At 68.9% G+C, this 24,696-nt stretch carries 14 protein-coding genes and 1 pseudogene; 8 read left to right on the top strand and 7 right to left on the bottom strand.

The window, feature by feature from the left end:
• Nucleotides 1-71 precede the first annotated feature (71 nt).
• A complete protein-coding gene (locus L6E17_RS14000; RefSeq protein WP_236241095.1) occupies nucleotides 72-839 on the top strand; it encodes an ABC transporter permease in 768 nt (255 codons plus the stop codon).
• 96 nt (nucleotides 840-935) lie between these two features.
• Nucleotides 936-1,904 carry a heme A synthase gene (locus L6E17_RS13995; protein WP_236241094.1) on the top strand — a complete coding sequence of 323 codons (969 nt, stop codon included), beginning with the start codon at nucleotides 936-938 and terminating at the stop codon, nucleotides 1,902-1,904.
• 24 nt (nucleotides 1,905-1,928) lie between these two features.
• Here L6E17_RS13995 and L6E17_RS13990 read toward each other — a convergent pair whose 3' ends face one another.
• The 4 genes from L6E17_RS13990 to L6E17_RS13975 form a co-directional block, all read right to left on the bottom strand.
• A complete protein-coding gene (locus L6E17_RS13990; RefSeq protein WP_236241093.1) occupies nucleotides 1,929-2,327 on the bottom strand; it encodes a hypothetical protein in 399 nt (132 codons plus the stop codon).
• A gap of 35 nt (nucleotides 2,328-2,362) precedes the next feature.
• Entirely contained in the window at nucleotides 2,363-3,112 is a 750-nt protein-coding gene (locus L6E17_RS13985; protein ID WP_236241092.1) for a transposase, read from the bottom strand.
• Entirely contained in the window at nucleotides 3,030-4,355 is a 1,326-nt protein-coding gene (locus L6E17_RS13980; RefSeq protein WP_236241091.1) for a hypothetical protein, read from the bottom strand. The genes L6E17_RS13985 and L6E17_RS13980 overlap by 83 nt, the downstream gene beginning before the upstream one ends.
• Before the next feature lie 1,092 nt (nucleotides 4,356-5,447).
• Nucleotides 5,448-11,552, bottom strand: coding sequence for an RHS repeat domain-containing protein (locus L6E17_RS13975; protein WP_236241090.1), 6,105 nt, complete (start codon nucleotides 11,550-11,552; stop codon nucleotides 5,448-5,450).
• Between the two features lie 481 nt (nucleotides 11,553-12,033).
• Here L6E17_RS13975 and L6E17_RS13970 point away from each other — a divergent pair, with 481 nt between their 5' ends.
• Together L6E17_RS13970 and L6E17_RS13965 are read left to right on the top strand one after the other, a co-directional pair.
• Nucleotides 12,034-15,144: a VCBS repeat-containing protein gene (locus L6E17_RS13970; protein ID WP_236241089.1), complete on the top strand. Its 3,111-nt coding sequence runs from the start codon at nucleotides 12,034-12,036 to the stop codon at nucleotides 15,142-15,144.
• Nucleotides 15,145-15,230: 86 nt separating this feature from the next.
• Nucleotides 15,231-15,662 carry an adenylyltransferase/cytidyltransferase family protein gene (locus L6E17_RS13965; RefSeq protein ID WP_236241088.1) on the top strand — a complete coding sequence of 144 codons (432 nt, stop codon included), beginning with the start codon at nucleotides 15,231-15,233 and terminating at the stop codon, nucleotides 15,660-15,662.
• Here the strand turns inward: L6E17_RS13965 and L6E17_RS13960 are convergent.
• The 3 genes and pseudogenes from L6E17_RS13960 to L6E17_RS13950 form a co-directional block, all read right to left on the bottom strand.
• A pseudogene (locus L6E17_RS13960) lies at nucleotides 15,628-16,778 on the bottom strand (amidohydrolase). The gene L6E17_RS13965 and the pseudogene L6E17_RS13960 overlap by 35 nt on opposite strands.
• A 166-nt stretch (nucleotides 16,779-16,944) precedes the next feature.
• The gene (locus L6E17_RS13955) at nucleotides 16,945-17,280 is read right to left on the bottom strand and encodes a hypothetical protein (RefSeq protein WP_236241087.1); all 336 of its coding nucleotides are present in this window, start codon (nucleotides 17,278-17,280) and stop codon (nucleotides 16,945-16,947) included.
• 115 nt (nucleotides 17,281-17,395) lie between these two features.
• Nucleotides 17,396-18,370, bottom strand: a complete 975-nt coding sequence (locus L6E17_RS13950) for a heme o synthase (protein ID WP_374109052.1) — start codon at nucleotides 18,368-18,370, stop codon at nucleotides 17,396-17,398.
• 433 nt (nucleotides 18,371-18,803) lie between these two features.
• Here L6E17_RS13950 and tkt point away from each other — a divergent pair, with 433 nt between their 5' ends.
• From tkt to opcA, 4 genes are read left to right on the top strand one after another with little or no spacing between them, the layout of a single operon-like run.
• Nucleotides 18,804-20,891 (top strand): transketolase, encoded by a 2,088-nt coding sequence (gene tkt, locus L6E17_RS13945; RefSeq protein WP_236241085.1) that lies wholly within the window; start codon nucleotides 18,804-18,806, stop codon nucleotides 20,889-20,891.
• A gap of 35 nt (nucleotides 20,892-20,926) precedes the next feature.
• A complete protein-coding gene (gene tal, locus L6E17_RS13940) occupies nucleotides 20,927-22,045 on the top strand; it encodes a transaldolase (protein WP_236241084.1) in 1,119 nt (372 codons plus the stop codon).
• A gap of 4 nt (nucleotides 22,046-22,049) precedes the next feature.
• Nucleotides 22,050-23,573 carry a glucose-6-phosphate dehydrogenase gene (gene zwf, locus L6E17_RS13935; protein ID WP_236241083.1) on the top strand — a complete coding sequence of 508 codons (1,524 nt, stop codon included), beginning with the start codon at nucleotides 22,050-22,052 and terminating at the stop codon, nucleotides 23,571-23,573.
• Entirely contained in the window at nucleotides 23,570-24,688 is a 1,119-nt protein-coding gene (gene opcA / locus L6E17_RS13930) for a glucose-6-phosphate dehydrogenase assembly protein OpcA (RefSeq protein WP_236241082.1), read from the top strand. The genes zwf and opcA overlap by 4 nt, the downstream gene beginning before the upstream one ends.
• Nucleotides 24,689-24,696 lie beyond the last annotated feature (8 nt).

Here is a 24,696-nt window from a genome sequence, read left to right as displayed (position 1 = left end):
ACCTGCCGGGGGCCCGGGGGCCGCCCCGGGGAGACCCACGGCCTGCGACCGACCGGCGAGGAGCTGCGCGGATGAGCACGGGTACCCACACCCCCCGGCCGGGCGCCGCGCCCGTCGGGCGGATGATCGCCGCGCAGGCGGCGCTGGAGACGCGCATGCTGCTGCGCAACGGCGAGCAGCTGCTGCTGACCGTCGTGATCCCCTCGCTGTTGTTGGTGCTGTTCTCCACCGTCGACATCGTCGACACGGGCGACGGCAGGGCGGTGGACTTCCTCGCCCCCGGCGTGCTGGCGCTGGCCGTGATGTCGACCGCCTTCACCGGGCAGGCCATCGCGACCGGCTTCGAGCGGCGGTACGGGGTGCTCAAGCGGTTGGGCGCCTCGCCCCTGCCGCGCTGGGCCCTCATGACCGCGAAGACGCTGAGCGTGCTGGTCACCGAGGTGCTCCAGATCCTGCTGCTGACGGCCATCGCCCTGGGGCTCGGCTGGTCGCCGCAGGGCAGCCCGCTCGCCGTGGTCCTGCTGCTGGTGGCGGGCACGGCGGCGTTCTCGGGGCTCGGGCTGCTCATGGCGGGCACGCTCAGGGCCGAGGCGACGCTGGCCGCGGCGAACCTCGTCTTCCTGCTGCTGCTCGTGGGCGGCGGGGTGGTCGTGCCGCTGGACAAGTTCCCCGACGCCGCCCGGGGCGTGCTGGAACTGCTGCCGATCTCGGCACTGTCGGGCGGACTGCGGGACGTGCTCCAGGACGGGGCCGGGACGCCGTGGGGCGCACTCGCCGTGCTGGGCGCCTGGGCCGTGGCGGGCCTGGGCGCGGCGGGGCGGTTCTTCCGGTGGGAGTAGCGGTTCTCCCGCCTGGACCAGCGGTTCTCCGGCTGGGAGCAGGACCCGGGGGGACCCTCGTGAACGCTCTCACAAGCCGCCACCTACGATAGGCCCGTGTTGACCCCCCTCGCCTTGATTGCCCGACGCTGGACCCCCTCCCCCAGGACGCTCCGGCGCGCCACCCTCGCCGCGGTCGCCATGTCCGTTCTGATCATCGTCACCGGTGGCGCCGTGCGGCTCACCGGCTCCGGCCTCGGCTGCGACACCTGGCCGAAGTGCACCGACGACAGCCTCTTCGCGACGCCGGAGGAGGGCATCCACGGCGCCATCGAGTTCGGCAACCGGCTGCTGACGTACGTCCTGTCGGCGGCCGTCGGCTGGGCCATCGTCGCGAGCCGCTCGGTGAAGCCGCGGCGGCGGCGCCTCAGCCGGCTGGCCTGGGCGCAGTTCTGGGTCGTGGTGCTCAACGCCGTCCTCGGCGGCATCACGGTCTGGATGGAGCTCAACCCGTGGATCGTCGCGGTGCACTTCATCGCGGCGAACCTGCTGCTGACCGTGGCGACCCTCACCTGGATCCGCGCCGGCGAGGGCGACGGGGCGCCCAGACCGCGGGTCCCGGGGCCGGTCCGCAAGCTGGGCTGGGCCCTAGTGGCGGCGTCCGCGGTGCTGATCGTGGCCGGTACGGGGGTCACCGGCTCCGGCGAGCACGCGGGCGACAGCAGCGACGTCCCGCGGATGCCGTTCGACTACGAACGGGTGGCGCAGGTCCACGCGGCCTTCGCCTGGCTGGTGTGCGTGCTGGCGATCGCTATGTTCTTCGTGCTGCGCGTCGTGGACGCCCCGGACGACATCCGCGCCCGCGCACGGGACCTGCTCCTGGTGCTCCTGGCCCAGGGCGGAATCGGCTACGTCCAGTACTTCACGGGCGTCCCGGAAATCCTGGTAGGCGCCCACATGCTTGGCTCCGCCCTCCTCTGGGTCGCGGTCCTGCGCCTGGCCCTGACCATGCGGGAACGCCCGAAGACGGCGGTGCCCCCGCCCCTGGTCCGCTCCGACAACCCGGAACTGTCCGCCACAGTCTGACATCCCGGAGCGCCGCCCCTTCGGCTAGAGCCACTGCGCCCACCCGAAGGCGAAGCGATACGCCCGGCGCCCGGCGTCCAGCCCTCGGATGCCTCGCAGAAACACGACCACCAATGCAGCGAGGAACAGAACGGCGAAGGCTCCGGCCACAAAGGCACTGGCAGCGGGCGTGGACAGCCCGGCGAGCGCACTCACCACGACAGCAATCCCCAGTCCCAGATGGGCACTGGACAGGTCGGTTGTGACCGACTCCCGCAACGCCCCGTGAGACACCTGCGCGTCGGACACGTACCGCTCCCGAGCCACCTCCCGTTCTGTGGACTCCACCTGGTCTCCCCTTGGGGCGGCGGCTGACGTGAGGCTGCGGCCTGTGACTTCCTCAAGCAGGGCATGGAACTCATCGGGCCGGATCTCGAAGTCCACCCAGGCGGATATTCCGGGCGGATCACTGAGCGTTTTCAGCGTTGCCTCTCGAGGGTGAGGACGGCTTTGGTGATGACGGTCATGCGGTTCGGGCTGATGCGGGATCTGCGGAAGATCTGCCAGGACTTCAGCCGTGCCATGCCGCGTTCGACTGGTGCCCGGGCTGCGGCCAGAGCCCGGTTGACGGTGCGCTGGGTGAGGGTGAGCTCGCCACCCGGTGATCGTTTGAGTCCGGTGGTGACCCAGGGGCCGGCGCCCTGGTATGCGCGGTCGGCGAGGACCGGGACGCCCTGACGCTCGCAGGTCTGAATGATGCGATGGGTGCGGGCCGCGGTCAGATCGTGGGTGCGGCCGGGCAGCGCGGGCGAGATCCACAGGATCTCGCCCGCGGGGTCGGTGACGACCTGGACGTTCACGCCGTGCCGGCGGTGCTTGGCCGAGTAGTCGGCCCGGCTGTCGCCGACGCGGTCGCACTCGGCGAGGGTCCCGTCCAGGAGGACGAAGTCCGGATCGTGCTCGCGCAGAGTCTTGAGCAGGCCCGGCGCCCGGTCGGCGAGCAGGCCGGTGACGGCGGTGACGTATGCGTGGGCGGTGCCGACGGATATCCCGAAGCCGGCCGCGGTCCGGGTGAGTGTGTCGTGGCGGCGCAGGTACACCAGAGCGACGAGCGCACGCTGGTGGGGCGGGAGCTTGCACCTGCGGTCACCCTCGCGGGTGACGATGAGCATGGTGACCCACTCGACCAGGGCATGCGGGAGGTCGAGTGCGGCAGGATGGGGAACCAACGAGGCTCCTGTGCCGGTGGGTTGAGACTTCGAACACCTCCCCCGACGGCACGGGAGCCTTGTGCGTTGCGGCCCTCACCTCGGGCTCGCCGCCGTCACCCGATCGGTGGCCACGCTCAAAGAGCTCACTGTCCGGCCCGCGTAACAGGTCGACCGAGGCCTGCGCGAACTGCTGCGAGATGCCATCCCGTTCTGCCTCGTCCAGCAACAGGCGCAGTTCGGCCACGGCGGCCAGGGCACAGCAACGCTGTTCACGCCCCGCACTCATCATGTGCTTGAGCCCCGAGGCTGGTGCGGCATCGGCCAGCAGCGACTCCAGTCGCTCGGCCAGCCTCGTGCCCTCCGCCACCGCGTTCTGCACCTGCGGCCCGGCCTCCACCAGCACCCACAGAGCGACAACCAGCGCCGTGGTCCGCGACTCTTGCCGATCGGCGTCAAGGCGTACGCCCACCGTCTCGCCCACTTCATCCGCGATCCGTCGCGCGGCCGCAACCGCTCTCTCGGCCGTCTGCCGCCTCACCCCGGAATGCACCAGCCCCCACACCTGGGCGTTGAGCACGTCCCCGATGGTGCGTACCCCGGCCTTCGCCAGTTCTTCCGCGCCTTGAAGTCCTTCATGAGCCATGCGCTGCAGCCGGGCGACCGGAATCCGGCCCAGCTCCGCGTCCACCAGTTCCCCGTGCAACGGCGCCCATGACTCACGCACCGCCTCCACGGCACGCTCATGGTCCCGAGCCACCGATGCGGCGGCCTCCCTGAGCAGCTTCGCCCGGCGTATGACGTGCGGCGCCACGCCATACGCTCGAGACAGTGCCCGGAAGTTCCCACCGACGAGACCAACGATCGTCAGCAGCAATCCGATCAAGACAAGGTGGTCGGAGAGCTCGATCCGCCAGTCGGTGGGCCCGGCGGCGACCTCCAATGCGTACAGCTCTCCCTTGTCCGGACCTTCAGCGACCACGAAGCCGGTCTCCCAACCAAAGCTCGAATCTGTGTCGTGGTTCGGTGCCTTGAGGATCGGGTCCCGTTCGGGATCGCACAGATACGACGCTTCGCGCTCACGGTGCTCGAAAGGATCCGCCCACCGGACCGTACACGCCCCATCAGGCTTCTCATCGAGCACGGTCAGCTCGACCTGCCTGAGTTCGGGACGGCTCGGCGCGGCGATGTACAAACCCGCCGAACACCCGATCAGTACCAGGCCAACCGCCAGCAGCCACCGGAACACGGGTATGTGCCCCATCCTCCGCCCCTTTCTTCACTCCGACCCAGCACAACCGAAGTCAGCCACCGAAGAGCACCACAGAGAACGACAAAAGTGAATTTCTGCAAGGAGCACACAACCCTGAACAGCTTGACCCGAAACCATTCAGGGTACCCGGGCCCGGAGAGGCGTCCGCCTCAGCCAGCCCCGGACTCAGAAATCGAAAATCGAAAACCACGAAAGTGAACCCACAGATCGACGGAAGCATCTTCACTGCCGCCGGCAGCTCCTCGGTGGCACGCGACACAGATTCAGGTCGACGTCCCGCGCCAAGCTTGACGCCCTATCATGCACCACCGCTCACGGGATCTCCGGCCCATCACTTACTCCCATTGGCCACGCGGCCTTTGCATGCACCTGCCGCATGATCTCGACTTGCTGACGCACCCTGACGTTGACGCGAGGTCGACCCGACGTGTGGCCAGCCAGCAGAAGTAGCGGGAGTTCCTTACCGCCTGTCGTCTTCACTACAGGCATTTCAGCCTCTAGCAGACCGTTGCCGCCTACATAATCCGCAGATATCGAAGCCACATCGCACCACGACACGGCCTTCCACTTGACAATCCCTTGATATCGGATGCCTCGATCGTCAACCCGCATACAGGCAAAGGGCGCCAACACCGCGACCCACGCCCCAGGGACCACAGTGATCAGCACGGTGAATTCACTGCCCCTGAACTCGCCAGCAACGATCCCAGACACACCGATAGACATCCATAGCAGGCCGAGCGCGAGGCAAAGCAATTTCCACCCTGAAGTCAGCACCACTCGTCCCCCACGAATCCAGCGGCCGGGTGGCCAGCCTTGGACAGGCTCGCCACCCGGCCGTTTCACTACGAGTCGGCGACGTAAGAGAACAGCAGCACAGAGCCGCTAAGGATCATCGCGACCCTGATCGGACGAAGAGGAGGCTTCCCCTTCCTTTCACACGCTTCAGCTATGACAGCGGCGCAGGTGAGACCGATCACAATCCCGAAGGAAAGCATAACGGCACCCGACATTTCAGATCCCCTATCCCTTCGAGACCGTTAGGAGCGGGCAGCATCACATACAAGGCTGGATGCCCCTCGGTCACATGTAGTGCTCATAGAACCTATCCTCGGCACTCTTGGCGTCCCGCTCGGCAATCCTGGCAGATTTCGTGGCAGCCCGCTTGGCCAAGTATCCTCTAATTCCAGCCACAGCGCCTCCTCCATGGAGTGCCCCCACCGCCGCTCCAGCGTATCCCTGCGCTATGTATGAAAGCGCTTCGTCGGTATTGGTGGATCCTGGATTCTTGTACTGCCAAGCTCCCACACCAACCGCCGCACCAGCGATAACGACGCAGGCCGTTGCCAGGGCAACGGTCGCGATTGCGACCGCACACCCCACGCCGGCGGCTACGCCGACGAGGAACGTCTCGTGATTCTTCACCCATTTTTTCGCCGACTTGGCCGCGTTCTTTCCTACCTCTCCGACCCAATCCAATCCGCTCTTGACGCTACCCCAGATGCCGTCCCTCTTGCGCTGTTCCGCCTCTGCCTTGGCGCGGGCGGCGGCCTGGGCCTCGGCATTCTTCACGGCCTGGACATTGGCTTCGTATCGGGCGCGGGCGTGGTGGTCGTCGATCATGTAGTGGACGGGGTCCGCCCGGTAGGCCCTGTACCTCCTCTGGGAGTCCGGGTCCTTCTTCGGAGTCTCTGTCCAGACCCACTGGTCGTTCTTCTTTGTGAAGCTGGCGCGCATGCCGCGTTCCGCCGCCCACTGCTCGTCGTCGTAGGCCGAGCCGCCGGTGGGGCCGAGCGGGCGGAGGCCGTCGGGGTCGGACTTGGTGAGGGGGTTGTTGTGGGCGTAGCTGTAGGCGTTCATCTGAGCCGGTTCGCCGTGGTCGATGATGGGGTCGACCGACAGGAAGCGGCCTAGCGTCGGATCGTACTCTCGGGCACCCAAGTGGGTAAGGCCGGTCGGGTCGTTGGTGCCGCCGACGAAGCCTTGGAAGCCGAAAGCGCCGGACTGAGCGGTGCGGAGCTGCCCGAAGGGAAGCTGCTTGCGACGGGTGACTGCCAGGGTGGTGAACGCGATGGCCGTCATGGCCGTGCCCTGGTGGTCACTGATCAGGAAGGAAATCCCCGATCCACTGCGGACCGCGACCGTTTCGCCGCCGTGCGTGTAGTAGCGGGTGCCGGTCTTCGTGCCGTCGGATGCCAGGCGAAGCTGGTCGCCGCTCGGGAGAGTCAGGACACTGCTGCCGTCCGGATTCTTGGCGATCAGGCGGTTGCCGTCGGCGTCGTACAGGTAGCCCGTGGCCTTGCCGGCCTCGGTCAGGGTGGCCAGGTGGCCTTCCGCGTCCCAGGTCAGGTCTTGGACCTTGGTGCCGATGGTGCGCTTGGTGGTGTTGCCGGCCTCGTCGTACTGGAAGCTGCTGACGCGGCCGTTGTCAGCGCCGCCGCTGACGGTGGCCTGCTGCACCGCGTGCGGGAGGCCGGTGTTGGTGGCGCGGTGCGTGTAGGTGGTCGTGGCGCCGGCCAGGTGGTTGGTCTCGCTGGTGCGGTTGCCGAGCTTGTCGTAGCCGTAGCTGAGCCAGTACGCGTCCGGGCCGCCGACCGCTGTCGTGGACGGGGCGGTGGCGCAGTCGGTTTTCGCTGTCCAGGCCTTGGTGAGGCGGCCGAGAGCGTCGTTGGTGAAGCACTGACGGTCGGTAGAGGCCGAGGCGTCCTGACCGTTCACCGTGGTGATGCCGGTGACGTTGCCGGACGGGTCGTAGTGATAGGTGGTGTCGTCGACCCGCTGTGGGGCGAGGTCACGGTCGGTGGTCTGCTGGACCACGCGGCCGGTGTGTTCGTCAAAGACCCTGGTCTTGTAAACCCGCTTGCCGAGGAGGCCGAGCTCGGTCCGCACGGGGCGATCGAAGGTGTCGTAGAGGGTGGAGTTGACCAGGGTGATCTGCCCGGCGGTGGTCTTGTACGGCAGGCGGCCCTCGGCGTAGACCGTGGTGACCCGCTCGGAGGGAACGTCGCCGATGCTCGGGTTCAGGGTCCACTCCAGTGCGCCGGTCTCCGCGTCGTAGCCGTAGCTCCACGTGTAGGAGCCGGCCAGCCCACCGGCTGCGGACGGGATGGTGAGAGTGGTGCTTGTCGGCTGGTAGCGGTCGTTGTAGCCGCCGATGGCGGTGGTGTACGCAGCGCCGTCTGCGTGGCGGGTGCTGCTGGTGAGCAGACCCTTGGCGAGCGTGTCATACGTCCAGGTGGCCAGCGTGTTGCTGCCGTTCTTCACCTCGGCCTTGCGGCCGATCTTGTCGTAGACGGTCGTCAGGGTCACCTTGCGGGCGTCCTCGACGGCCGTGACGCGGCCCGCGTTGTCGTACGTGAGTTGGGACGTTCCCTTGTCCGGGTCGTCGGCCGTGATCTGCCGGCCCCGGTGGTCGAAGGTGTACGTCCAGGTGTTGCCCGCCGGGTCGGTGACCTTGGTCGGCTCGCTGTACTTGCCGTACATGTACTTCGTGGACTGGTAGGCCGTGCGGGCGGGGTCGGTGTACTCGCGCAGTTCCGTCTTACGGCCGCGGGCGTCGGTGATCGCGGTCGTGGCCGTGCCCCCCTTCGGCGGGATGACGGTGGTGCGGTCACCGTCGTACAGGTGCCGGGTACGCCACTGCTCGTCGCCCTTCTTCAGGGACAGCGCGTCGGTGACCCGGCCCAGGCCGTCGTAAAGGTTCTGTGTCGCCGTCGGGATCTGGTTGACCGACTTGGCGGTGTACAACGTCGTGGACGGGGCGACCTCGGCGTAGTAGGGGCTGTAGGTCTGCCAGGCCCAGCCTCGGGTGTCGTAGTGGGTCTCCGTCATGACGCTGTGCGGCGAGCCGTGAGCGAGTGCCTGGGTCTGTCGCTCGCGCAGCAGGCCGTCGTAAAGCGCGTGGGTCGTGCGGTACGAGCCGTCCTGCTGGAGCGCCTTGGCTGTGACGGCGTTCGCCTGTGTTTTGGAGATCTTGTACGTGTACTCGGCGGACGGCTGGGTCGCGTGGTCGGCCTTGGGCCAGCCGGGCTCCCACACTTTCAGCACACGGCCGAGGCCGTCGTGGACCGCGTCCGTACGCTTGCCGTTGGCGTCGACGACGGCGGCGGCGATGCCGCGCACGGGGTCGTACACGGTGGTCGTGGTGTGACCGAGGGCGTTGGTCTCGGTCATCTTGGTCGGCGGGGCGCTGACCGCCGGGGTGTAGGCCGTGGTCGTGGTGTTTCCGAGCGCATCGGTGTCCGTGAGCTCACGGCCGTGCTGGTCGTACGTGTGCCGTGCCGTGGTCAGGTAGCCGGTGCCGGCCGCGTTCTGCTCTTCCAGGCGGGTCACGTCACCCTTGACGGGTGCGGTGGTGAGGGAGGTCGCATTGTCGTAGTACCGGCGCTCTGTCGAGATCAGGTCGGCGGGCAGGTTCGGCGTGGTGCCGCACGGCTTGGCGACGGTCTCGACCTCGGAGGGCAGGTGGAGGATGTTCTTGCTCGTGTTGCGGGCGTAGGTAGTGGTCGTGCACTGCTCGTCACCCGACTCGGCCGTGTCGCCGAGCCTCGACTCGGTCAGGACATGACCGGTGGAGTCGAAGGTGCGGGTGGTCTGCGTGCGGCGCCAGCCCGTTTCGACCGCGACGCGGGTCTTCTCGCTCTTGCCGCCCGTGGCGTATGCCTTGCGGGCCGGAAGGCCCTCGGGGCGGGTCTCGGTCGCGGTTGCCGCCGAGAGCCACGGCTCGTAACTGGTCGCGGACTCCAGCGCACCACCATCGCCGTTGTAGCTGAGCTCCTCCCGGGTCATACCCGAGAAGGCCTCCTTGTCAGTGACTGCGATGCCCTCGCTGTCCTTGACCGCGGCCCCTTCGACGCCGCGGAAATAGCGGTATTCCTTCAGCGTGCGCTTGTCGGGGGCGACACCGGTACGGACCTGAACGCGGCCGTACCCCTTGCGGTCACCGTAGGTGAGGTGCTCGGCCTTCGTGAACTCGTCGTCCTTCGACTTGGCCCACATCAATCCGTCGAGGTACGAGTAGTCGGTCTGCTTCGCGGGAGCTCCGCCGGTGTTGTCCGTCTCCAGCACCTGGGTGACCACATAGCTGTGGAACCAGTCCAGATACGGCTCGTAATTGTCGCCCGGCGCGTCCGGAGGGGACCATTTCACCGGATAGCAGCGTCGGGTGTTCGACGAGGGCGACGGTATGTCCCCGGCCTTGCAGTCCTGCGGCGAGTACGTGATACCGATCGTGCCGCCGGTCTCGGTGCTGATGCCGTACACGCGGTATCGCCACATCGGCGGCACCGGGTCGGGGGCGCCTCCGGTGGTGGCGCCTTCGACGCGGTTGGGGAGGGTCTGGCCCTTGAACGTCACGGAAGGCAGCGTGACGGTGCCGGTCCCCGTGTGCCCGCTGCGAGTGATCGACGCCAGCCAGAGGGCCGGGCTGGTGCCGTCGCCGGTGGCCGGGAACTGGTGGGCCAGGGCCCAGGAGTCGACCGGCTTGAAGGCTGAGCCGTTCCACACCGAGGTGGCGATAGTCGTCAGTCGCTTCCGGGTCCAGAAGGACGGCGAGTAACGGTCCTTGCAGTTCGTCCCGGCGGCGCAGTACTGGTCGAACGGCACGTCCGGCCAGTTCTTGGCGTTGGCGCTGTCGAAGGTGCCGCAGTTGCTGAGGCAGCGCTCGCTGTAGGTGAACTCGACCTTGGCTGTGGGCTGTGCGTGGTGGTTGCCGGCGCGCAGACCGTAGTCGATGCGCTTGAGGTACCCGCCCCGGTCGTACGGGGTGGCGGTGGCGTTGCCGGTGTTCGGGTCGACGTTCCGGCCGTAGTGGTTCTGCTCCTTGGCCCAGTAGTAGGTCATGGCGTCACCGTGCGGGTCCTCGACAGCGTCGAGGTTCCACCGCCACGCCTGCTGGCACCAGGCGTCCTTGAACGCGGTGTTGTAGCAGGGTTCGCCCGTGTGGTTGCCGAATACGGGCAGCGTCCAGACCGAGTTGGTCTCCTCCTTGCCGGAAGACCAGCCGGGGGCGCGGTTGACTCCGAACGAGTACTTGGTGCCGTCAGGTGTGATGACGTGCCAGTACTCGCCGTTGTTGTCACCGTTGTTGTTGGTGCTGCTGGCGTGCTTGACGATCTTCGTGCCGTCGTCGCTCTCCAGGTGCCATTCGCCACTGGCCGAGTCCCGGATGAGCTGGTTGGTACGGCCACCGAGGTTGAGGACGGCGTTGTCCTTCTTCCAGCACAGGTCGCCCACCTTGGCGGTGGTGTTGTTGCTGCCCGTCTTGTCGTCGGTGCAGGAGATGTACTGGCGCTCGATGTAACCGGGCTCCATCGCCCAGCCGTCACCGATAATGCTGCCCTGGTTGTTGGTGGAGGCGGTGCGGCCGTCGATGGACTGCGAGCTGTAGCCCAGCTTCAACCGCGGGCCTACGCCTCCCGGTACCTCGGGCGTCGCGATGTCGTAGTTCCAGGTGAAGCCGCCGCTGGAGCCGCCTGCCGACCAGGAGGAGGACGGAGCGAGCGAGGTCGCCTTGAAGCTGCCCGAGGCACCGGAAGCCGAGGCGGTGGCGGCGAGGACCGTGGCACCTTCCGCGGCCGCCAGCCCGAGAGTCGCGGAAAGAGTGCCGGCCCTGACGTCGTTGGTGGTGGCAAGCTCCCGCGAGGTGGCGCAGTCCTTGTTCTCCGGGGTCGTCAGGGCGCAGGCCGGCAGCTCGTGAAGCCGAAGCCTGGACGCCCAGTCGCCTCCGTAGGCGTAGCGGAAGCCGTCGTAGTCGACCTCGACGTCGACCTGCCCCTTCGCCTTGCCGTGTGGCCGTACGGACAGGACGACGCCGTCCACACCTAGCGCCTCGGTGGCGCTGCGGTCGAGGACCGTAACACTCACACGCTCGTCCGGGGCGGACTTGCCACCGGACTTCGACACCCGAACCGGCAGGGCGTCGACAGCGGAACGGGCCGCTGCCGACTGCTTGGCAGCCGACGCCCCGAGCGGAACCACCACCTTGGCGGCCGATGGCCAGGACACCTTGGGGGCGCCCCGCCATGCCTTGCTCTTCGCCTGGTCAACCGGTTCGGCCTTGCCGGGCTTGACCCGCTCGACAGGCACAGGATCGGGCTCGTTCAGCGCCGACAGCGCCAGTTGCGAGGCCGCGGCCACGGGCCCGCCCAGCAGGCCGGCGAAAAGGATGCCGGCCAGGAGTACAGCCACCGATCTGACTCTTGCACGTCTCGTGCTGCGGGCAGCACGAATTCCCCTACCCCGAAGCATGCGCAGAGCTCCCCACTCTGATTGACATAGATCACAGCAACGGATGGACGGTAACAGCGCTCAACGACAGCGCTCGGATTTCCCAGGGGTTGTTTCAGTCAATCCTCGACTATGGAATGAGACCCTCCTTATCAATATGCCCGTTCCTGACCATTTTGGGCTCCATGATTCAAGCCATACCGATTGACGTTGCGAGGGCAGCGTGTCGGGTAGTGACCCCTTCCCCGTATTAGGGTCGAGGACCACTTCAGGCAGCCGCTCACAGACACCCCCGGGTTCGGGCGAATTCCGACACGGACGTGTCCGCCTTGTATCCCGGGAAGGGCATGGGGGATATTGCGGCGCTGAGGGGGATCCGGAGTTGGCGTCCCTCATTGCGTGCTGCGCATCTCCGAGAAGTCGAATTTGCGAGGGGGAAGAAATGTCGATGGACTCTCGTCATCGTGTCCGGCCCCGGGGCCGAAGATCTGGCCGGGCCGCCGCTGCCGCCGTCGCGGCAGTCGCGCTGGCCGCCCCGCTGATCGCCGCGCATCCTGCGGCGACGGCTCCGTCCAAGACGACGACGGTTGCCGAGAAGGAGACCGAAGAGGAGCTCGCGCTCGCCTCTGCGGCCGAGAACGGCAAGCCGGTCGAGCTGCTCTCCCGGCGCTCCGAAACAGCCCAGACCTTTGCGAACCCGGACGGGTCGTTCACCCAGGACACCTACGCGACCGCGCAGTTCGTGCGCAAGGATGGCAAGCTGATGCCGTTCGACACGTCGCTCAAGCCCAACGCCGACGGAACGTTCTCTCCCCGGCTCACCGGCGTGCAGGTGACGTTCTCCGGTGGCGGAACCGGCCCGATGGTGACAGTCGAACGTGACGGCCGCAGTATGGCCTGGAGCTGGCCCAAGCCGCTGCCCGAACCGACCGTGAACGGCGACAGCGTCACGTATGAGAACGTTCTGCCGGACGTCGATCTGAAGCTCAGGGCTGGCACCGCAGGCTTCGGTCAACTGCTGATCGTGCGCTCGGCAAAGGCCGCAGCGCACCCGGATCTGAGCACCATCAAGCTGCCGTTGGCGGCCAACGGCCTGACCGTGAAGACAGATCCGCACGGCAACATGCGCGCGGTCAACCCGGCCGGACAGGAGGTCTTCACCGCCCCCACGCCAATGATGTGGGACAGCACTCCAGCCGCGGCAAGAGCGAGCACAGCGACAGTCCTGAGCGGCGGGGGCGCGCCCCCGCCGTCCACGAACGAGTTCGAGGCCCCCTTGGGTGCCCGGGATGCCGCGATGGACGTCCGGGTCGACGGCGACGAACTGTCCCTGACCCCCGACCCGAAGGTGCTGAAGGGCCCGGACACCACCTACCCCGTCTACATCGACCCGGCGGTGTCGGGAGCACGCGAAGCATGGGCGATCGTCACCCAGGCGTACCCCAAGACCGCCTACTACAACGGCAACGGGTGGAGGGAGGGTGACGGTGACACCAGGACCGACTACGCCCGGGTCGGATGGCCTGGCGACACGCTGTCGCGGTCGTTCTTCCGCATGGACTCCAACAACCTGTGGAACACCAACAAGATCATTTCCCAGTCCACGTTCCGCATCAAGAACACCCACTCCTACTCCTGCAACGACAGGCCCGTGGAACTGTGGCTGACGGGGAGCATCAGCTCCTCCACTACCTGGGACAACCAGCCCGCCTGGGCAAGCAGGCTGTCCACGGTGAGTGACTCCCGCGGTTACAACTCGTCCTGCCCCGCCGGGAATCTCGCCTTCGACGCCACCGCCGCCGCAAAGAACGCCGCCTCCAGCCGCTGGAACAACATCACGCTCGGGCTTCGGGTGCCACCGAGCAGTGAGGGCGACAAGCTGGCCTACAAGCGCTTCGACGCGCGTACGGCCGTGCTGTCCACGACGTACAACAGCGCCCCGAACGCCCCCACCAGCCTGGACACCATTCCAAGCGCCGGCTGCAAGACGACAGCTCCCTACGGGCTGATCGGCAACACCGACGTCTACCTCACCGCCAAGGTGTCCGACCCCGATGGCGGAACGGTCCAGACCCAGTTCCGCCTTTGGGGCAACAACGATCTCAGCTCCTCTGCCGCGATCTTCGATCAAACGGTCTCCGCCACCTCGGGCACGGTGGTCAAGGTCAAGGTTCCCAAGACCACACTCGCCGCAAAGGAGGGAATCGCCAAGGGCGTCTTCCGCTGGAAGGCCCGCACGTACGATGGCAGCTCCTACTCCTCGTGGGTGCCCGGAACAGCCTGTGGCTTCCTGTTCGACTCCACCCGGCCGTCGCTCCCGCCCGGTGTGAGCTCCGCCCAGTTCCCCGACGGCTCGAACGGCTGGCCGGTCAACACCTCCGCCGTGCGCACCGCGGGTACCTTCACCTTCACCTCAGGCGGCGTCAGTGACGTAACCAAGTACGAGTACTGGTCCGACAGCGACGGCACGCATCGGTTCGCCACCCCGAACATCGCAGGGGGAAACACCACCGTCACGATCACCCCGACCGTCGTCGGCTCCAACCGGCTGTACGTGGTCAGCCATGACAAGGCCGGAAACCTCTCCGACCGGCAGACCTACCTGTTCTACGCCAACGGTCCGACCGTGCCCGACAAGCCCCGCGACATCAACGGCAGTGGTGGGGCCGACCTGTGGGCCATCAGCGCCACCGGTCAGCTCACCCGCCACTTCGGGGCCACCGACGGCAGCCTCACCAAGGCCAGCTCGCCCGCCAGTGCTGACAACTTCTCCGGTGCCCACATCACGCACTACGACGACTGGACTGGAGACGCCTTCGTCGATCTGATTGCCTTGCAGAAGGACACCGCGACCGGAACGCACCGGCTGTGGCTGTACGAGAACGATGGATCGGGAGGCGTCTGCGCGACCAACTGCGCCGCCCACCCCCGGCAGGAACTCAGCGTCTACGACCCCGGCAACAACCACTGGGAGAACGGCGTCAAGCAGATCCTCGCCATCGGTGACCTCGACGGCCCCCTCGACGTCGACGCCGACGGCACCCCGGACATCCCCGGCTTCCCGGACCTGCTGGTCAACGACGGCACCCACCTCTGGCTGTACTACGGCGCCCCGGACAACCGTCTGGACTCCGGACGTGACCCGCTGCTACTGGCGGGGCCGGACGACCCCATCGCCGTTGGCCCCACCACCCTGAACGGGGTCACGCTCATGGCCGTCGGCGACTTCGACTCCAACGGCCGTAACGATCTCGGCGTCCGCTTCGAGGACCCCAGCATCGGCAAACTCTTCATCTACTGGGGCGGCGAGCAGGACGGCGTCGGCATGGCCGATCCCGCCCACCGCGGCCAGTATGCCGCTCAGTACGACTGGAGCACCACCACGGCCCCGCTGGTCACCGCCGCACCGGCGGCGAGCAGCAACGGCAAGATCGGGTTCTGGTTCACCAGGCCGAGCTCCGGTGACCTGCGTTTCCTGACCAACTTCACCAATCCGGACTCCACGTTCAGCGTGGCGGCGACCGACTTCTCGGGATACCAGCGCATCAGCTGACCCCGACCGGCGGTGAGGGGAAGCTGATGCGGCTTCCCCTCACCGTGGTCCCTCTCCATCCAGAACGAGTCACAGCGGAGTTCCTCATGTCCAAGGTCATCGGATACGCCTCCGGCGTCTTCGATCTCTTCCACATAGGCCACCTCAACCTGCTGAGGCACGCCAAGGCGCGGTGCGACTACCTCATCGCAGGCGTTCTCACCGACGAGGCCGCAAGCCACAAAGGCCACGCACCCGTCGTTCCGCTCCATGAACGGCTTGAGATCGTTCAGGCCGTGGACTGCGTGGACGAGGCAATCGTCGACTCCACACTCGAAAAGATGGAGGCGTGGGAGCAGGTCGGTTTCCACCGCCTGTTCAAAGGCGATGACTGGAAGGGCACACCACGGGGAGCCCAGTGGGAACACGACTTCGCCGCAGTAGGAGTCGAGGTCGTCTACTTGCCCTACACCGTGCATGTGTCAAGCACGACGCTCCGCCAGATCATCCAGGTCCTGAACGCGGAGGACCGGACCTGACCCCCCTGGTCGGACGACTGCTGCGGCTGGTCTCGGTCCACCGATCCAGCCCGTACACCCGACGCGCGTTCCCCGCGGCGACCATCGCGGCGACGCGCCGGGCGTCCGCGGCGGACCAGGCGCCGTCGCGGACCCGGTCGGCCAGTACCCGCCCCAGGGCCTCGCGGAAGCCCAGTGCGGCCACCACGTGCAGCTCGGGCAGCCCCTGGGCGCCGCTGGAGAACAGCAGCTTGCCGAACGGCGCCGCGTCCAGCGCGTCGGCCAGCAGGGCGGCGCCGCGCGCCCCGGTCCCGGTGGGGCCCACGTCGACGTACACGTGCCGGAAGGTGTGCGCGAGGTGCCAGAGGCGGCCGGGCCTGCCGGGGCTGCCGTCCAGGAGGACGAGGTCCGTGCCGAGCCCGCCGGTGGCGGCGGCGAAGTCGCCGAGCGGCGCGGCCCGTGTGCCCCCGCGTGGAGTTGCAGGGGGCGCCCCGTGGCGACGGCGATCCACAGCAGGTGCCGCAGGAGCACGGGGTCGGTGAGCCGGTCGCCGGCCCGGCGGCGGGCCAGCCAGCGTCCGGCGGCGCCCCGCACCTCGCCGGGCCCCGGCGGTACGGCCGCGTGCGGCAGACCGAGCCGTACGGCGCGGCGGGAGGCGAAGGCCGCGGCCGACGCGGCGGCCCCGTGCACGGCCTCGGCGAGGTGCGCGAGGAGCCCGTCCACGGTGCCGGAGGTGTCGGCGACCTGCTGGGCGAGGGGCTCCAGGCGGACGATCTCCCGGGCCTGCGCCGCACCGGCGGCCGCGAGCTCCGCGGGCCCTGTGAGGTCGCCGGGGAGACCGGTGTCCACCAGGTACGTGGCGATGCCGGTGGCGCGCAGCAGCCGCCGGGCGACCTCGGGCACGCCGAGTTCGCGGCGGCGGGCCAGGTAGCGGGCGGGCGGGCAGTGCGGGTCGAGCCCCAGCAGCGGGGGGCACCAGCGGCGTACCGCGAAACCGTCCCGGGTGTCGAAGAACGTCGTGCCGGAGGCGGGTGACCCGGCGCCCCGGCCGAGCTGCGCCTCGAAGGTGCCGAGGCCCAGCTCCGCGCGCAGCACCCCGTGGCAGTAGTGGTCCACCAGCGCCGGGGTGTCGATCATCGCGAGGGCTCCCTGCCGCCGGGCGCGGCCTCGCGGCCGCACGGGGTGCGTCGTTACGTCGTGTGCCACACGTCCTAACGGGTGACGCCCCGGCGAGGTGGTGCCTTGGTGATCGTTGTACGGGATCGGTGCCCCGTTGATCGTTTGGGTCGGTTGTTGGCCGGGGTCAGTCGTCCGTCTTTCCGCCGAGCTGGAGGCCGGCCATGCGGCTCCACTCGTACGGGCCGGTGCGGACCTTCGCGGCGAACTCGCCGTCGAACGACTCGTGCAGGGTGAGGCCCGCCTTCTCCGCGGCGGCCTGGGCGACGGCGCCGCTGGGTGCGACGAGGTCGCCCCAGCCGCCGTCCGCGCCGACGAGCACGATGCGGGTGCCGGCCTGGCCGATGTAGGACAGCTGGCCCTCCGCGCCGCCGTGCTGCCGTGCGAACGCCTGGATCTGCTTGGCGAGCTTCGCCGCCGTACGCTCGGCCTGCTTGCCGCCCTGCTTGGTGGTGTCTGCCATAGGGCGATGCTACTTCCGGGTAGATCAACGTGCGACGGGCGGGCCACGTGGCCTTGGCCACGCGACCCGCCCGCGGGTGCGCGTCAGGGGCCCGGGAGAGCCCCGGGCGGTTCGGCTACCTCAGGAAGGGGTCCACCGCCACCGCCACGAAGAGCAGCGACACATAGGTGATCGACCAGTGGAAGAGGCGCATCTCCTTCAGCCCCGCGCCGGTCTCACCGGACCGGGCGCGGCTCTGCAGCGCGTGCGCCTCCCACAGCCACCAGCCGCCGGTGGCCAGCGCGACCGCGGTGTAGAACCAGCCGGTGTAGCCGAGGGGCTGGAGCAGCAGGGAGACGGCCACCATGACCCAGCTGTAGAGGACGATCTGCCGGGCGACGACCTTGTTGGAGGCGATGACGGGCAGCATCGGCACGCCCACGCGCGCGTAGTCCTCCTTCACCTTCATGGACAGCGGCCAGTAGTGGGGCGGCGTCCAGAAGAAGATGACCAGGAAGAGGATGACGGCGGCCCACGACATGGAGTCCGTGACGGACGACCAGCCGATCAGGACCGGCATGCAGCCGGCGATGCCGCCCCACACGATGTTCTGCGCGGTGCGACGCTTGAGGATCATCGTGTAGACGACGACGTAGAAGAGGAGCGCGCCGAGGGCGAGCCACGCCGAGAGCCAGTTGACGAAGACGCCGAACCAGAGCGTCGACACCACGGCGAGGGCGAGCCCGAAGACGAGGCCCTCGCGCGGCGACACCATGCCCGTCACCAGCGGCCGCTGGGAGGTGCGGTCCATGAGGGCGTCGATGTCCCGGTCGATGTACATGTTGAGCGCGTTGGCGCCGCCCGCGGAGAGGTAGCCCGCGAAGCAGGTGTGCAGGACCAGCCACAGGTCCGGCACGCCCTGCTCGGCGAGGAACATCACCGGGACGGTCGTGATCAGCAGCAGCTCGATGATCCGCGGCTTGGTCAGCGCCACGAAGGCCTTGACGCGGGCTCCGAACGGCCGATGGGCCGGGCTTGCCTCCAGCTCCCCGACTGCCCCAAGGGCGTGGGAGGTACCCCCACCCGCTGGACGGGATTCGACGGCCGTCACGCACACCCCTGACAGAGACATCCCAGCGAGCCCGTGCCCTGTGACGTGTAAGGACCGGTGAGGACTCGCGCGTACCACGCCACTGTAGACGTTGCCCGATGGCCGCCCGCCGCGGGGGGTGGGTCGTGTTGACCGCACGGCGTCGGCGGCGCGTCAGGGGCGGCGCCGCGGGGGCGGCCGCGCGCGGACGGCTCAGAAGGGCGCCTCCCCTCCTCGCACGAGCGCTCGGATGAGCGGGCCGGAAGGGGATGGCCGACGGATGAGCGATCGGATGAGCGGCCCCCCTGAACACCTGGTGCACACGGCCCTGCGCGGGTGGCGGCACCCGGTCGCAGGCCGGAAAATCGGGCCTGGTGACGGGATAGGCTCGGCAGCGGCCGGTGCGACCGAACGTCATCGGCATGCGACATGTGGAGAGGAGCCCTGACCTAGGGTGAGCACCAAGCCGACCACCACAGACTTCGAGTGGACCGCATTGGACCAGCGTGCCGTCGACACCGCCCGTGTCCTGGCCGCGGACGCCGTACAGAAGGTCGGCAACGGCCATCCCGGTACGGCCATGAGCCTGGCCCCCGCCGCGTACACGCTCTTCCAGAAGGTGATGCGCCACGACCCGTCCGACCCGGACTGGACCGGCCGCGACCGGTTCGTGCTCTCGGCGGGCCACTCCTCGCTGACCCTGTACACGCAGCTCTACCTGGGCGGGTTCGGCCTGGAGCTGGACGACCTCAAGGCGTTCCGCACCTGGGGCTCGAAGACGCCGGGCCACCCGGAGTACGGCCACACCAAGGGCGTCGAGACGACGACCGGCCCGCTGGGCCAGGGCGTCGCCAACGCCGTCGGCATGGCGATGGCCGCCCGCTACGAGCGCGGCCTGTTCGACCCGGAGGCGGCGCCCGGCACCTCGCCGTTCGACCACTTCGTGTACGTCATCGCCGGCGACGGCTGCCTCCAGGAGGGCATCGCCGCCGAGGCGTCCTCGATGGCCGGGCACCAGAAGCTCGGCAACCTGGTCATGCTGTGGGACGACAACCACATCTCGATCGAGGGCGACACCGAGACCGCCGTGTCCGAGGACACGATGAAGCGGTACGAGGCGTACGGCTGGCACGTGCAGCGCGTGGAGCAGAAGGAGAACGGCGACCTCGACCCCGAGGCGCTGTACGCGGCGATCGAGGCCGCGAAGGCGGTCACGGACAAGCCGTCGTTCATCGCCATGCGGTCGATCATCGCCTGGCCGGCGCCGCACGCGCAGAACACCGAGGCCGCGCACGGCTCCGCGCTGGGCGACGAGGAGGTCGCGGCGACCAAGCGCGTGCTGGGCTTCGACCCGGAGCAGACCTTCGAGGTGTCGGACGAGGTCATCGCCCACACCCGCGCGCTCGGCGACCGCGGCGGCGAGGCCCGCGCCGCGTGGGAGAAGGACCTCCAGGAGTGGCGTGCCGCCCACCCGGAGCGCGCGGCCGAGTTCGACCGGATCTCCGCGGGCGAGCTGCCCAAGGGCTGGGAGGACAAGCTTCCGGTCTTCGAGCCGGGCAAGGGCGTCGCCACCCGCGCCGCCTCCGGCAAGGTCCTCCAGGCGCTGGGCGGCGTGATCCCCGAGCTGTGGGGCGGCTCCGCCGACCTGGCCGGCTCGAACAACACGACGATCGACAAGACCTCGTCGTTCCTGCCCGAGGGCAACCCGCTGCCGGAGGCCGACCCGTACGGCCGGACCATCCACTTCGGCATCCGCGAGCACGCGATGGCCGCCGAGATGAACGGCATCGCGCTGCACGGCAACACCCGGATCTTCGGCGGCACCTTCCTGGTGTTCTCCGACTACATGCGCAACGCGGTCCGGCTGTCGGCGCTGATGCACCTGCCGGTGACCTACGTGTGGACGCACGACTCGATCGGTCTCGGCGAGGACGGCCCGACCCACCAGCCGGTGGAGCACCTGGCGTCGCTGCGCGCGATCCCGGGCCTGAGCGTGGTCCGCCCGGCCGACGCGAACGAGACGGCCATCGCCTGGCGCGAGATCCTCAAGCGCTGGACGAAGGAGTTCGGCAAGGGCACCCCGCACGGCCTGGCGCTGACCCGGCAGGGCGTGCCGACGTACGAGCCGAACGAGGACACCGCCAAGGGCGGCTACGTGCTGCTCGACGCCGAGGGCGGCACACCGGAGGTCGTGCTGATCGCCACCGGCTCCGAGGTGCACCTGGCCGTGGCCGCGCGCGAGCAGCTGCAGGCGGACGGCGTGCCGACCCGGGTCGTGTCGATGCCGTGCGTCGAGTGGTTCGAGGAGCAGGAGCAGGGGTACCGGGACTCGGTGCTGCCGCCGTCGGTGAAGGCGCGTGTGGCGGTCGAGGCCGGCATCGGGCTGACCTGGCACCGCTACGTGGGCGACGCGGGCCGCATCGTGTCGCTGGAGCACTTCGGCGCCTCCGCGGACGGCAAGCTGCTGTTCCGCGAGTTCGGCTTCACCCCCGAGGCCATCGCCGCCGCCGCCCGGGAATCGATCGCGGCCGCGGCACGCTGACGCCCGTACGAGTACGAGTAGGAGATGCATCTCTCATGACAGACGCACTCAAGCGCCTCTCCGACGAAGGCGTCGCGATCTGGCTGGACGACCTGTCCCGCAAGCGGATCACCTCGGGGAACCTCCAGGAGCTGATCGACCAGCAGCACGTGGTGGGTGTCACCACCAACCCGTCGATCTTCCAGAAGGCGATCTCCGAGGGCCACGGCTACGACCGCCAGCTGGAGGACCTCGCGGCCCGCAGGGTGACCGTCGAGGAGGCCATCCGGATGATCACGACGGCGGACGTCCGCGACGCCGCCGACATCCTGCGCCCGGTGTACGACGCGACGCAGGGCCAGGACGGCCGCGTGTCGATCGAGGTCGACCCGCGGCTCGCCCACGACACGCGCGCCACGGTCGCCGAGGCGAAGCAGCTGGCGTGGCTGATCGACCGGCCGAACACGCTCATCAAGATCCCCGCCACGAAGGCGGGCATCCCGGCGATCACCGAGGTCATCGGCCTCGGCATCAGCGTCAACGTGACGCTGATCTTCTCGCTGGAGCGCTACCGCGAGGTCATGGACGCCTACCTGGCCGGCCTGGAGAAGGCCAAGGAGCGCGGCCTGGACCTGTCGAAGATCCACTCGGTGGCGTCCTTCTTCGTGTCCCGGGTGGACACCGAGATCGACAAGCGCCTGGACGCCCTGGGCACCCCCGAGGCGAAGGCGCTGCGCGGCAAGGCCGCCCTCGCCAACGCCCGCCTCGCCTACCAGGCGTACGAGGAGGTGTTCGGGTCGGAGCGCTGGGAGGCGCTGGACCGGGCGCAGGCCAACAAGCAGCGTCCGCTGTGGGCCTCCACCGGTGTGAAGGACCCGGCGTACAAGGACACGCTGTACGTGGACGAGCTGGTCGCGCCCGGCACGGTCAACACCATGCCGGAGGCGACGCTGGAGGCCACCGCCGAGCGCGGTGACATCCGCGGCAACTCCATCGCCGGCACGTACGAGCAGGCGCGGGCCGACCTGGACGCCGTCGAGAAGCTGGGGATCGGCTACGACGACGTGGTGGGCCTGCTGGAGGACGAGGGCGTCGAGAAGTTCGAGGCGTCCTGGAACGACCTGCTCAAGTCGACCGAGGCGGAGCTGAAGCGCCTCGCTCCTACGGAGGCGTAGGGCCTTGCAGAGCAGCAATCCGCTGCGTGACGCCGCGGACCGGCGGCTCCCGCGTATCGCGGGGCCGTCGGGCCTGGTCATCTTCGGTGTCACGGGTGACTTGTCACGCAAGAAGCTGATGCCCGCGGTGTACGACCTCGCGAACCGGGGCCTGCTGCCGCCGGGCTTCTCGCTGATCGGGTTCGCCCGGCGCGACTGGGAGAATGAGGACTTCGCCCAGGTCGTCCACGACGCCGTGAAGGAGCACTCGCGGACCCCCTTCCGCGAGGAGGTCTGGCAGCAGCTCATCCAGGGCATGCGGTTCGTGCAGGGCGACTTCGGCGACGACGAGGCGTTCGAGCAGCTCCGCGCGACCATGGAGGAGCTGGACAAGGCGCAGGGCACGGGCGGCAACTTCGCGTTCTACCTGTCCGTGCCGCCGAAGTTCTTCCCGAAGGTCGTGCAGCAGCTGAAGAAGCACGGGCTCGCGGACCAGAAGGACGGGTGCTGGCGCCGCGCGGTCATCGAGAAGCCGTTCGGGCACGACCTCGCGTCCGCGCAGGAGCTGAACCGGATCGTCCACGAGGTGTTCACCCCGGACCAGGTGTTCCGGATCGACCACTACCTCGGCAAGGAGACGGTCCAGAACATCCTCGCGCTGCGGTTCGCGAACACCCTGTTCGAGCCGATCTGGAACCGGTCGTACGTCGACCACGTGCAGATCACGATGGCGGAGGACATCGGCATCGGCGGCCGGGCCGGGTACTACGACGGCATCGGCGCCGCCCGCGACGTCATCCAGAACCACCTGCTCCAGTTGCTCGCGCTGACGGCGATGGAGGAGCCTGCGTCGTTCGACGCGGACGCGCTGGCCGCCGAGAAGACCAAGGTGCTGGGCGCGGTCCGGCTGCCGAAGGACCTCGGCGCGTCCACGGTCCGCGCGCAGTACACGGCCGCGTGGCAGGGCGGCGAGCGGGTCGTCGGCTACCTGGAGGAGGAGGGCATCGACCCGGCCTCCACGACCGACACCTACGCCGCGATCAAGCTGGGCATCGACAACCGCCGCTGGGCGGGCGTCCCCTTCTACCTGCGGACCGGCAAGCGCCTGGGCCGCCGGGTCACCGAGATCGCGGTGGTGTTCCAGCGGGCGCCGCACTCCCCCTTCGACCACACCGCGACGGAGGAGCTGGGGCACAACGCGCTGGTCATCCGCGTCCAGCCGGACGAGGGCGTGACCGTGCGGTTCGGGTCGAAGGTCCCCGGCACCTCGATGGAGGTCCGGGACGTGTCGATGGACTTCGCGTACGGCGAGTCGTTCACCGAGTCGAGCCCCGAGGCGTACGAGCGGCTGATCCTGGACGTCCTCCTCGGTGACGCCAACCTCTTCCCGCGCGTGGAGGAGGTCGAGCTGTCCTGGCGGATCCTGGACCCCATCGAGGAGTACTGGGACCGCACCAGCAGGCCCGCGCAGTACCAGGCGGGCACCTGGGGGCCGGCCGAGGCGGACGAGATGCTCGCACGAGACGGACGGAGCTGGCGCCGGCCATGAAGATCGACCTGACGGACACCACCTCCAGCAACATCAACAAGGCGCTGGTGCAGGGGCGGCGCGCCATCGGCACGCCGGCCGTCGGCATGGTGCTGACCCTGGTCATCGTCACCGACGAGGAGAACGCGTACGACGCGCTCAAGGCCGCCAGCGAGGCGTCCCGCGAGCACCCGTCGCGGACGCTCGTCGTGATCAAGCGGGTCGCGCGGTCGCCGCGCGACCGGGCCAAGGCGCGGCTGGACGCCGAGGTGCGGGTGGGCGCCGACGCGGGCACCGGCGAGACGGTGATCCTGCGGCTGTACGGCGAGGTCGTGGACCACGCCCAGTCGGTGGTGCTGCCGCTGCTGCTGCCGGACGCCCCCGTGGTGGTCTGGTGGCCGGTGAACGCGCCGACCGACCCGGCCAACGACCCGCTGGGTGCGCTCGGCCAGCGCCGGGTCACCGACACCTACAACGCCGAGGACCCGATCGGGGAGCTGAAGGACCGCTCCGCCGCCTACACGCCGGGCGACACGGACCTGTCCTGGACCCGGATCACGCCGTGGCGCTCGATGCTGGCGGCGGCCCTGGACCAGGTCGTGTGCGAGGTCACCTCGGCGGAGGTCGAGGGCGAGGAGTTCAACCCGAGCGTGGAGCTGCTCGCCATGTGGCTGGCCGACCGCCTGGACGTTTCGGTGCGGCGCTCCCCGTCGAAGGGCCCCGGGCTGACGGCCGTGCGGCTGGCGACGAACTGCGGGCCGATCGTGCTCGACCGGCCCAACGGCTCGCTGGCGACGCTGTCCATCCACGAGCAGCCGGACCGTGCCGTGGCGCTCAAGCGCCGCGAGACGGCCGAGCTGATCGCCGAGGAGCTGCGGCGGCTCGACCCGGACGACATCTACGCCTCCGCGCTGCGGTTCGGTGTGGACCGGCTGGCCGCGCAGGCCGCGGAGCCGACGGGCAGGGGTGCCGGGACCGGCGGCGCCGCCCGCGCCCCGGCGGCGGCCGACGCGGAGAGCGGAGCCGAGGACGGCGCGGAGACCGGCGGCACGGCCGACGCCGCCGCGAAGTCGGGCTCCACCGCGAAGCCGGGCTCAGCCGCGAGGAAGTCCCCGGCGAAGAAGGCGGCGAAGTGAGCGCGCCC

Source organism: Streptomyces sp. CC228A (assembly GCF_021390935.1).
Lineage (GTDB): Bacteria > Actinomycetota > Actinomycetes > Streptomycetales > Streptomycetaceae > Streptomyces.
The sequence above is the reverse complement of the archived record's forward strand: the minus strand, read 5'-3'. Positions and strand labels throughout refer to the sequence as shown.

Bases quoted from the DNA above. Each gene is read 5' to 3' on its own strand.
- L6E17_RS14000 (WP_236241095.1), top strand. From the start codon at position 72: ATGAGCACGGGTACCCACACCCCCCGGCCGGGCGCCGCGCCCGTCGGG.
- L6E17_RS13980 (WP_236241091.1), bottom strand. From the start codon at position 4,355: ATGGGGCACATACCCGTGTTCCGGTGGCTGCTGGCGGTTGGCCTGGTA.
- L6E17_RS13970 (WP_236241089.1), top strand. From the start codon at position 12,034: ATGTCGATGGACTCTCGTCATCGTGTCCGGCCCCGGGGCCGAAGATCT.
- L6E17_RS13965 (WP_236241088.1), top strand. From the start codon at position 15,231: ATGTCCAAGGTCATCGGATACGCCTCCGGCGTCTTCGATCTCTTCCAC.
- L6E17_RS13955 (WP_236241087.1), bottom strand. From the start codon at position 17,280: ATGGCAGACACCACCAAGCAGGGCGGCAAGCAGGCCGAGCGTACGGCG.
- tal (WP_236241084.1), top strand. From the start codon at position 20,927: ATGACAGACGCACTCAAGCGCCTCTCCGACGAAGGCGTCGCGATCTGG.
- opcA (WP_236241082.1), top strand. From the start codon at position 23,570: ATGAAGATCGACCTGACGGACACCACCTCCAGCAACATCAACAAGGCG.